The 3,701-nt window shown below is 42.0% G+C and carries 1 protein-coding gene; it reads right to left on the reverse strand.

Annotation, left to right across the window (positions count from 1 at the left end; translation table 11 throughout):
- The coding region (locus H6S82_RS23680; protein ID WP_199317941.1) for a S8 family serine peptidase at positions 1 to 3,701 on the reverse strand (3,701 nt) is incomplete at both ends.

The following is a 3,701-nucleotide window of genomic DNA, read 5'->3' on the forward strand; positions in this document are numbered from 1 at the left end:
TGTTTCCAATCTTCATTATTCGGGTCATTTTTCTTAGCAGTATTCACCAGAATATGCTGCACATCGCGCCAACTTAGATTAGGATTAGCCTCCAACATCAAAGCAACTACACCCGATACTAAAGGCGCTGCGGAAGAAGTACCGCTAAAACGACTGGTGTAATCAGAGGGATCGAAACCTTGGTTTCCCAACATATCGGTTGTGGTAACACCAGCAGGCTGATTATCAGATTTATTGACGGAACTGGAATAAGCCGAAACTAACAGCGGCGCTCCTTCTTCGCTGTACCAAGTATACTCGCCATTGTGATCGATCGCGGCTACTGGTATAACATACCTAGAATTGGCAAACCCATTGTAATTCACATTACCGCCATCCCACCTATTATTGCCACCCGCAAACACATAAATATTACCCAATTTGTTTTGTCTTCCCTCGGTAACTCCTGTCTTTATCGCTGCCAAACTCTGCGGTGAAGCACTTAGCGCCTCTTCTTCTTTCCAACTGTTATTGTAAATATCGATATTCTGATTCTTGTAAGACAGAGCATCGGCTATTTGTTTATCTGTCACCTCATCAGCAATTAGCCGCAATCCCGCTAAACCTGCATCGGGAGATACACCAGTCACACCCATGCGATTGTTACCACTAGCTGCTGCTATCCCGGCCACAGATGTACCGTGCGGATTGTAAGTATCTAACTGCATCCCCCAATTATTAAATTGACCGCCAATTCCGTTAAACTTATTGTCTGCAATTCTTAAATTCCAGTTACCACCTGCATACAGCCTATCAAAATTGGCAAGTTTATCCTTGGGATAAAAACTGCCACTAAAAGGTGCATCTGCCGTGACATCTTGGATGGATTTATTTGCCTCGTCATCTAATATCGTATTCAAGAAATTAGCACCATTACCGCCCACATTCCTGAAAAGCTCGATCGGGGGTATATCCCCATCCTCTCCCCCTCCAGGAAGTCTCTTATTGCGAGTGCCTCCCGTCGTGACAAGAGGATCGAATACAGGATTGTCTGGACTACGCAGCCAAGCATCTAACTCGCTGACCTGCGGATGTGCGATATTAAAACCAACATTTAAATCCGTTAAAACCCCAGTTAAAGGAGCATCGAAAAAGTAGTCGCTGTCACCGCGACCATCCTTAATTCGCTGCTTAAATTGCTTGATAATAGTAGTCTTGTAGGTAGGTGCGGCATCGAAATCGTAATTGAAATTCGGTTGTTCTCTATAGGAATAGATACCATTTGGGCCTACCGTTTCGTTAAAATCTCGGCTCAAATCCGATCGATAATTAGCTTGCAATTCTGGGTGGGTATATTGCACACCATCATCCACTATACCGATAACAACCCCTCTTCCCCGTACTGTTTGGGAGGGGTTTCCCGGAACGGGAATATCCCAGGCGGGTGTGACATTCGCATCAGCACCAACAGTACCTCCAGTTTGACCGATATTTCGCAAGTGCCACTGATCGGGGAACAATACATCATTGGGTATAAATTGCGGTGTTAATTGAGTAGGAACAAGCGGATAGAAAAATTCCACTCCCTCCTGTGAATGCGAGTTCAAAAGATTAACAGCAACATCCGGGGTAATATTCTCAGGAAATTCCCAGATGTAAGTGTTCGGGATATATTCCGTCGCACCTTTATCGACAATTCCCCATTGTTCGGCTAAATTCGGCAAGTATTTATCTGGAGTTACCCAAACTACCCATTGTCGCGTTTTGGCTAATGCTTCCGGATCGTAATTTTCCAAGTTAGCCGCATTTGCTATTGCTAATCTTTGTTCATCCGATAATTCGCTTTCACCCGGCTCTGTAATAATGGAAAAGTTTTGGCTATTTGGGGTACTGTAATTTCCGGCTTTGTCTTGCGCGATCGCCCACAATTGATAGCGACCTGGAGCTAAGTTTTTCGATTGTAAATCTACACTGAAATCAAACCTAGCTCTGTCTGGGCGATCGTATGTAAAATTTGGATTTTCTCCATGTCTAACATCACCAACGCCAAAACCTTTACCATCCAGCGTTCCCAACCAAAAATATACGTTATCTATATCGTTAGCGCCATCCGGATCGGAAACTTTTCCCCAACTGAAACTGATTTTTTCAGTATTTGTATAGAGAGGTAAAATACTGAATTCTAAAGATTCCGGCGCTCTGTTAATCGGCACTGGAGGTAATACATCTGGTGGTGTAATAATGCTAAAAGATTTCGAGACGATATTACTGGAATTAACTCCATCGCTTGCACTTGCTTCCAAATAATAGTTTCCTGCCGTTAATCCATTCCAACTATAGTTAAATATTCCCCAGTTATTATCCTCACCTTGCTGGAAGTTTGTCACATAATAATCCGTGGGTTGGCCGTCATCCTTTCTAACGGTAATATGTACATTTCTGATATCTGCCCAACCATTAGCATCATAAACTTTACCATCTGTCAAGTTTATAGTGTCGCCATAGTTATAAGCAGCCTGTAAGTTAAATTGCAGAGAATCAGGTGGTGTGTTAATTACAGGTTGTGGCACATCTGGCTCTGGTGTTTTCTGGACAGAAAAACTTTGAATAACCTCATTGCTAACAGCATTTGTTTTATCGTAAGCAACTGCTTTCAACTGATAATTACCAACCTCTTTAGGCAAATCGTAATTAAATCCACCCCAGTTTTGTTGCAAATCACTAAAATTAGCGATCGGATTACTTGGTAACCATTCACCATTATCTTTTTTTAGCCAAAACTGTACTTTACTTAAGTCGCCAAAACCATCAGCTTCATATACTTTAGCATCCGTAATGCTAATCTGTTCGCCAGCGTTATAGAGATTCCTGTCAATCCTGAATTGCAGTTGTTCGGGTGGTGAATTTACCCGAATATTTTTAATAAATTCGTCGCTTTGATGACTTTCTTGTGGGTGATTGTAGCCATATTTGTCGTAGGCGATCGCCTTGATTTGATAATTCCCAGGTGTGGTAGGTTTCCAAGAATACTTGAATGTCGCCCAGTTCTCATTCACCGTGAATTGACTGATAATATCATGTTTGATTTCATTACCATCTTTTAACCAGAACAACTCTACTTTATCCAAGTCTCCATTTTCATCAAAAACCTTAGCATCAATCAAATTAATACTCTCACCGGATTGATAAACCGCATTCGTATTAAACTGCAAAAACTGCGGTGGAGTATTGATATAATCCTTTAAATTTTCTCCAACTTCTGTATCGCGCCAATCCTTATCGGGAGCAATTACATCATCCAGTTTAACAGTAACTCCCTTAGCACCAGTTACCCGAAAAACCACATCATTATAATCTTTATCCGAGCCAGTATCAATCCGCTTATCCTCCATCACAAATATTTTGCTATCACCAGTCACATCCGCAATTTGACCGACTTGGAAAGCATCCAGAGGATTCGCAGTAGCGAGGGAAAATAAAGGAAGTTTTGCACCGCCAATCTTGGGATTATCAAACACTTCCTGCACAGTACCGTTGGGGACAAGCATAAAGCCAAATTTATCCCCAGGCTTCATATAAAAAGTTTTGATATTTTTATATTCTCCCGCGTTATAGTTATCTCCCCAAGGAAAAGTCGGACTAAATTTTGCTCCTTCTGTGCGATCGGCAATGGCTACATAGCCTTCAGTTGAATTGCTTAAAGACCGCCGCGAAGCTTCTTT

This window comes from Planktothrix sp. FACHB-1355, assembly GCF_014748295.1.
Lineage (GTDB): Bacteria > Cyanobacteriota > Cyanobacteriia > Cyanobacteriales > Aerosakkonemataceae > Aerosakkonema > Aerosakkonema funiforme_A.